Raw genomic sequence first — 6,221 nt, forward strand, 5'->3', positions numbered from 1 at the left:
ACCGCGAGAAGGAAACCAGCGCCAGCCATTTCGTGCGCCTGCGCGAAGGCACCGCCAGAAGCCTCGAAACCAGCTCGATCCACCTCGACACCATCCGCGACCTGAAGCAGATCAACTCGCTGCTGGCGTCGATGGCCTACCCCGTGTTGGAAGAGCGCGGCCTGCTCACCGGCTCGCGGCTCGTCGTCTAGCGAGTTTCGCTGCGACAGGGGGAACCATTGGGTGCAACCGATAGGATTTGCGATCACCATCGTCTTTGGGCCAAGGGCATCAGCGCTCACCAGATCGGCTGGATGCGCACCTTTCACAGCCGATCCGAGACCTATCGCACGGCGCAAGCATGCATCACCGATGCGCACCCTCCTCACCCGGATGCCCGAGTTTGGGGTAATGGACGACCGCGTCATCCGACGGGCAAGACGCGTGCGCGGATGTGTCCGGCCTATATTGCTGGGCTGATTGGCCTTGGGGATCGCAAGAGCATCCAACCGATGGCGGCGCGCGACGCAGGCGTCAATTATGACCAGCTGCACCACTTCATCGCGAGCGGCGTGTGGGATGCTGCGCCGCTGGAGAAGGTGCTACTTGCGGAGGCCGACAGACAAGTTGGCGGGAACGATGCGTGGCTGATCGTGGACGACACCGCGCTCCCCAAGAAGGGGCGCCACTCGGTCGGCGTCGCGCCGCAATATGCCTCGGCGCTTGGCAAGGACGCCAACTGCCAGACGCTGGTGTCGCTGACGCTGGCCCCTGGCGAAGTGCCGGTCATGGTGGCGCATGCGGCTGTTTCTGCCCGAGAGCTGGACTTCCGATACCGCCCGGCTCGACCGTGCAGGTGTGCCCGCGGGTTCGTCGGAAGCCCACGAGAGTTGCGCTCATCAATCTGCTGTTCGTTTCATGTTGTCACCAACAGCAAGCATGCTAGACGCATTGTTTGAAAGAAAACTTCCTATTGCAGAGGATATCGCCCCAGTAACCGTCGTTATGGCGCTTGGAGGTCCGTTTGGGCTACCAGTTTATTGGTACAACCATTTTTGCTCTCCGAAAGATTAAAAGTGTATATACACTCTCACATCCATCATCGATGCAGATATTAACCGCATTTCTTATGTAATCTCCTAGAAAAGAGCAGGAACTTTCCCTCCAAATATTCCATTTTTTCTTTCTTAGAAAGAAAAGTTCCTATCAGAGTACGCGTCTCCGCCAACTAGGCCCTTATAAAGGCTGTCAATCTCACTCTCATTTTTACCTGAGGAGTTTATAAAGAAATCAAAAATCTGATTATTATCTACCAGCGACAGAGATACTGCGTAAGCGCATTCGCAGTATTCTGTCTTAAAGAGGCCAGTGCTCAGACATTTACCTGTCATGACCTCAAGGTCTGAAACTAGTTCATCATTTGCTATAGCTATGTTGGTATTCGCAATAGATAGCAACCAACCAAGACTCACAATATGTAACAGTATATTTTTCATACTTAATCCGAATTGCTCGGCAGCTTGTCTGCCTTGTGTCATACTTGACGAACGCGATTTCCTAGGCATTTGGACAACAACGTCAACTTTACCTCGAAAAAGGTTTTAAAGCTTGGCGAAATTTTTCGGCTTTGCGTTCCCCTCTGGCCAGGAGCAAACAGAGCAACGTCTTTGCTGCGCTACTTACTCAACCTGAACTAAAAGTTCGTACAACCATCGATACATACCTTCATATTTCTGGTCCAGCGGATAGAGCTAGATTCAACTAATCACATTGTTGTGAAGCGGCCGGATGGTATGTTAGACCAGCCGTGGACTTTGCTAATTTTCGAGCCAAAGATGCGACATTGGTGGAAGGCGGCGGACGCAACGCGGAAGCGGACTTCCACGGCGTGAGGCGATCGAAAGAGACGCTTGCTTCGACCAGCGATCCCAAAGGGCGGGGCGAGGAGGCGGAACTCTGCTTCATTGGGCATGGGCTGATAGAGAACCGCGACGAAGTCACCAGCGATGGCTCCGCAGAATTGTTTGACGACGGGTCGATCGACATTCACCTTAGCATATCACATCCGCGACGAGGCTATCCTCAAGGCCAAACGTGATGCAAAGCGAGGCGCGAGCGCAAGCTCGCTTTATCTTGCACCTTAATCGGTTGTTCGGTTGTGGGTTGTGCTTCCGATTATCCTTCTGAGATCGTCGTCCCTTTTCAAGGTTGCGACAATACACGAATCTATGCTCTACGGTACAATACCGCGTTCTGGTGTCGAGTTCCGATGCGCCGTGCAGTCTTCCGCGCTCTGCGACGGGGGTAGTTTCCTGCTTATTTGCAGCGCTCGAACTGCGGTGGCGCACTCTTCCATCGGACTGACGGAGCATCGTCACAGGCAATCGCGCGCGGTCCAGCCGTCTGTTCGTCGGCGCGGCCGCAGACAGGATAAGGTGCGCACCGTCGTTCCTGGTCTGCATCGGTCCTCATTCGCCTAGGCGGATCTCCTTAGCTCAGATAGCGTCCACCACACTGCTGAGGCCGTGCGTTTCAACTGCCGCCATACCGCTCATCGATGTGAACCCATAAGCTTGCGGCCTTGCCATGGGCGCGCTGCGCGGCATCGGCCTCGCTCGCCGCCGCATCGCCGACGTAGAACGTGCCGTCGGTCCTGATGGCGTGCATGATCACCGCCAGCTGGCGCGCCACCGCCACGCAGGCCTTGCGGTGGCAGGAGCGTTTGGCGATCTCCTGGCCCCAGCTCTTGACCTTGTCCGTGCCCTTGAAGCGCTTCATCAATCCGGACGCCGCCTCGTAGAGCGCGCCGCACGTCCGCGTCTGCTTTGTATCAAACCGACATTTGAATCCTTCAGAGTACTGCATTAGATTCGAGTGGTGGCCCGGCGCGGACCCAAACGCCGGGTTTTCTTAGTTCCTATATTCGGGTGATCGTCTGCAGTGTAACCGTTTCCGCTGGCCTTCCGCCTAGGACAGCGCGAACGATTCCAGGTCAAATGAGCGCGCCAGCTTCAAACTTGATCCTCGCATAGTAGACCGTTTCGCCAATCTCATTCCGCACGATGATGGACAATTGGCGGCAATCACCGTCAGGCAACCTTTCACCCATCATCTCGGCAAGAGCTTTGGTCGCCTCGCGTTCGATAGTGAGGCCTTCGCAGTCGATCCCGTCATCGTCAGAGATGAGCGTGCCGTTATCGTCTACATCGAAATAATAGAGCGTCATGCCATCCGAACATGGACGCGCCGCGTTTGTTCCGCGATCTTAGGCCGTGTCGCGGGTGCTGGTTAGCGCCTGCTTTAAATCGTCAATGGCGGTCATGCCGCCAGTGAACAAGGTGAGGATCCGGCTAGCCAGGATCTCGTGCTCCGGGCTTTCCAATTGAATGCCGGATGCTTGGCAATGCTCGTCTAAGAGACCTGCTAGCATGGCTAGCTGTTCGGGGTCGACGTGGCCGTTGGCCTGCATGGGAGCCACCTCCGCTGAGAGAAGGTTAAAGGTACCCTTTCGGACCTTTTTTTGCGAGTTGAACCCGTTCAGGGCTGTGATGGTTAGCACCAATTTCACCGTGGGTGTGTCAAATATACAATCGCCAGGGCGATCGGGAACATTCCGGACTAAGCCGGGGGAGCCCACTGGAACGCACCCGATCGGGCTGCGCAACCCCGACCAGCTGACGCCCGATCGGGCGCTAATGTCGGCACCGGGGGCGTAACTGTCGCATTTCTAACTTGCTGTACCCTGCCCTTGGAACGGCCAGTGCGACATTTCTACTTTGCAGAACGGCCGACATTTCTACGTCGCCGCCACAGTCCGTACAACTCCCGAACGAATTCCTCGACTAGCACTCGGAGGCGATCAACGGCGTAGGTGCGGTTGCCTTCATTGCTACTGGCTGCGCCTCTAATGTCCGCGAGGATTTGCTGGAGCCGCAATTGCCGGACAATCCGGACAGCCGTTCTTCTCGAGGGCCACTGCACCGGCCAGGTAGTCGCCGGCCCCTGGTTCAGATTTCCAACTTTCACCAGCCTCAGCCCGGCTTGTTCGAGAACCTCTTGCTTCGTCATCGCCGCCTCATAAATAAATGCTTAATTACTTTATAGCGCGCGACGAATTGGAGTGCTGCCGGTTCGTCGCGGGAAAGATTGTGCGGAACACGCTGAGGCTGTGGCTTCCATGCATCACCGGGAGGAAATATCCCGCCTTCGGACTTGGCAGCGTTGACAACGGAAGGCGTTCCGCGACAACGGTATCTCCACTCGGATAGGTAGTTCTTGGGGCACTCGTCCGAAGCAGGCAACAAAGGGTTATGCCGTGAAACAGCTTCTTCTCGCAACCGCTCTCGTCCTTGCTACCAGCACCGCCTATGCGGCTGACGTTCTGCAGGAGGCACCGGTTGCTGCTTCCTATGACTGGACCGGAGCATATATCGGCGTGAACGCCGGCGGCGGTTTCGGCACGTTTAATCTTTCTCCTTCGGGCGGCGGCCCTGGTGGTTTCGACCTCAGTGCGAGTGGCTTCCTGGGAGGCGTTCAGGCCGGTTACAACTGGCAGGTTGGCCAATTCGTCTACGGCGTGGAAGCCGACTTCCAGGGTTCCGACATTAAGGCCGACTTGTCGCTCGGCGGCCCCTCTCTCGAAACAAAGGTTGACTGGTTCGGCACGGTGCGTGCTCGCCTTGGTTATACGCCCGTCGATCGCTTCATGGTCTATGGCACTGGCGGCTTGGCCTATGGTCACGAAAAGATCTCTGCCCCAGGCATCGACCTGTCCAAGACCAAGGTCGGCTGGACCGTTGGCGCGGGCGCTGAATACGCCATCACTACGAATTGGTCGCTCAAGTCTGAGTATCTTTACACGGACCTGGGTAAAGCGTCGTTCACAGCCGGAGGGGGCGGTATCGATGCCAAGGTGCCCTTCCACACCGTTCGCATCGGCCTGAATTACAAATTCTAGTTTTCGGCGGACCTCCACAGAAGCCCCGGACAAATTTTGTCTGGGGCTTTTTTTGTTTGCGCTCCGCACCAGGTCGATCTCGTATTGAGGGCAGGATTTTTATCTGCGACCCTCGGGTGTTCAGCCCGCCGCTCTCACCCGCGATCCACTTTAACAACCGTTCAGCCGGCTTCCCGGCCGCTCCGTGGACGGCAGTGCTTGCACTTTTGGTCCCTGGCCGGGGACTACTTCGATCAAGCCCTGAGCTAACCTCAACTTCGGATGTCCATTCGGACAAAACTGGCAGCCCGCAGGGAATCGAACCCAATCCAGTGCCAAAGCTGCCGTTAAGAAACGCATCTCTGGTGATTGTGTGAAAATGTCCATTTCGGGGGTCAGTTCACGCTTTGGGCGGCACCGGGGCCTTTGACATGTCCGAGATACTCAGCATGTCGCATACACGTAGAAGGCCCGGCGGTCGAGCGCGACCAACGCCGGGCCTGACTGGCGCGGCTAGAGGGGGATCATCGCCAGCTTACACGAACCTAGCATTGTCGTTGCCGGCGCGGCGTCATTCAAATAGACGAGCCGTCTTGGCCTGCTCAAGCACGCCTACCCCGCCAGACCTTTGCAGTGGGCCCGCCTCCTGGCAGTACAGGAAGGGGAAGCGGGCCCGGCCAGGTCTTGGGGGACCTGACCGGCAGCACGGGAGCTGCCGCCTTTCGAACCTGCCGAAAAATGTCAAGTTCCCACATAGCGCAAGCCTCATAACCCGCCTTTGATCGGGCCAGATGTGATGACAATGGCCGTAACAGTCCCCAGGCGCTCGCGCTTCGTCAGCGTAGGTCTTTCGTAGGTCTCCTTCATAGGAATTCCCCCAGGTTGATCCCCGTGAAAGTGCATCACGCCGCCGAAGTCTGTCAAGGAGCCCCAAGAATGACCCGCACCCCTCGGGGAGGCGCGGGTCGACCAGAGATTGGGTCTTTGGTCAGCGACAGGCCTATGCAAACGCTGTCGCCGAGACGGTCAATCTGCGGCGATCGACAAGGTTCCGTCATATGAAAAAGCCCGCCGGCCGGAGCCGGCGGGCAACTGACGGAGGGAGGGCCGCCGGGAGTAGGCGGCCGGCTCCCGAACCTTTGTCTGTGACACATGTTCCAGCTGGCAATAGCAAACCCGCCACTGAGGGGACGGTGGCGGGTTTTGTTTGAGCTGGTCAACAACTCTCTTGCGCCTCTAACTGAGGGGGAGGTGTTAGGGGCGCCAGGGAACGAACTAGAGCAGAATCTGATCACTCAGGCTCGTA

3 protein-coding genes and 5 pseudogenes are annotated in these 6,221 nt (G+C 57.1%); 5 read left to right on the plus strand and 3 right to left on the minus strand.

Annotated elements, in window-relative coordinates; all coding sequences use genetic code 11:
- The 4 pseudogenes from C7I87_RS34925 to C7I87_RS34940 form a co-directional block, all read left to right on the plus strand.
- Nucleotides 1-191, plus strand: a pseudogene (locus C7I87_RS34925) (Na/Pi cotransporter family protein); the annotation flags it as partial.
- Nucleotides 192-260: 69 nt separating this feature from the next.
- Nucleotides 261-418: pseudogene (locus tag C7I87_RS34930) on the plus strand (Tn3 family transposase); the annotation flags it as partial.
- Nucleotides 417-843: pseudogene (locus C7I87_RS34935) on the plus strand (transposase); the annotation flags it as partial. The pseudogenes C7I87_RS34930 and C7I87_RS34935, both read left to right, overlap by 2 nt.
- A gap of 988 nt (nucleotides 844-1,831) precedes the next feature.
- Nucleotides 1,832-2,008: pseudogene (locus tag C7I87_RS34940) on the plus strand (IS5/IS1182 family transposase); the annotation flags it as partial.
- 503 nt (nucleotides 2,009-2,511) lie between these two features.
- On the opposite strand, the pseudogene C7I87_RS34945 reads toward C7I87_RS34940, so the two are convergent.
- The 3 genes and pseudogenes from C7I87_RS34945 to C7I87_RS34955 all read right to left on the minus strand — a co-directional run.
- Nucleotides 2,512-2,784, minus strand: a pseudogene (locus C7I87_RS34945) (hypothetical protein); the annotation flags it as partial.
- Between the two features lie 187 nt (nucleotides 2,785-2,971).
- A complete protein-coding gene (locus C7I87_RS34950) occupies nucleotides 2,972-3,205 on the minus strand; it encodes a DUF6894 family protein (RefSeq protein WP_149908464.1) in 234 nt (77 codons plus the stop codon).
- A 39-nt stretch (nucleotides 3,206-3,244) separates the two neighbouring features.
- A complete protein-coding gene (locus tag C7I87_RS34955; RefSeq protein ID WP_149908465.1) occupies nucleotides 3,245-3,448 on the minus strand; it encodes a hypothetical protein in 204 nt (67 codons plus the stop codon).
- A gap of 846 nt (nucleotides 3,449-4,294) precedes the next feature.
- On the opposite strand from C7I87_RS34955, the gene C7I87_RS34960 reads away from it, so the two are divergent.
- Nucleotides 4,295-4,936, plus strand: coding sequence for an outer membrane protein (locus C7I87_RS34960; protein ID WP_149908466.1), 642 nt, complete (start codon nucleotides 4,295-4,297; stop codon nucleotides 4,934-4,936).
- Nucleotides 4,937-6,221 lie beyond the last annotated feature (1,285 nt).

This window comes from Mesorhizobium sp. SARCC-RB16n (assembly GCF_008520305.1).
In the GTDB taxonomy this organism is placed as follows: domain Bacteria; phylum Pseudomonadota; class Alphaproteobacteria; order Rhizobiales; family Rhizobiaceae; genus Mesorhizobium.

Coding starts and splice junctions, on each gene's coding strand:
- C7I87_RS34955 (WP_149908465.1), bottom strand. CDS start 3,448: ATGCAGGCCAACGGCCACGTCGACCCCGAACAGCTAGCCATGCTAGCA.
- C7I87_RS34950 (WP_149908464.1), bottom strand. CDS start 3,205: ATGACGCTCTATTATTTCGATGTAGACGATAACGGCACGCTCATCTCT.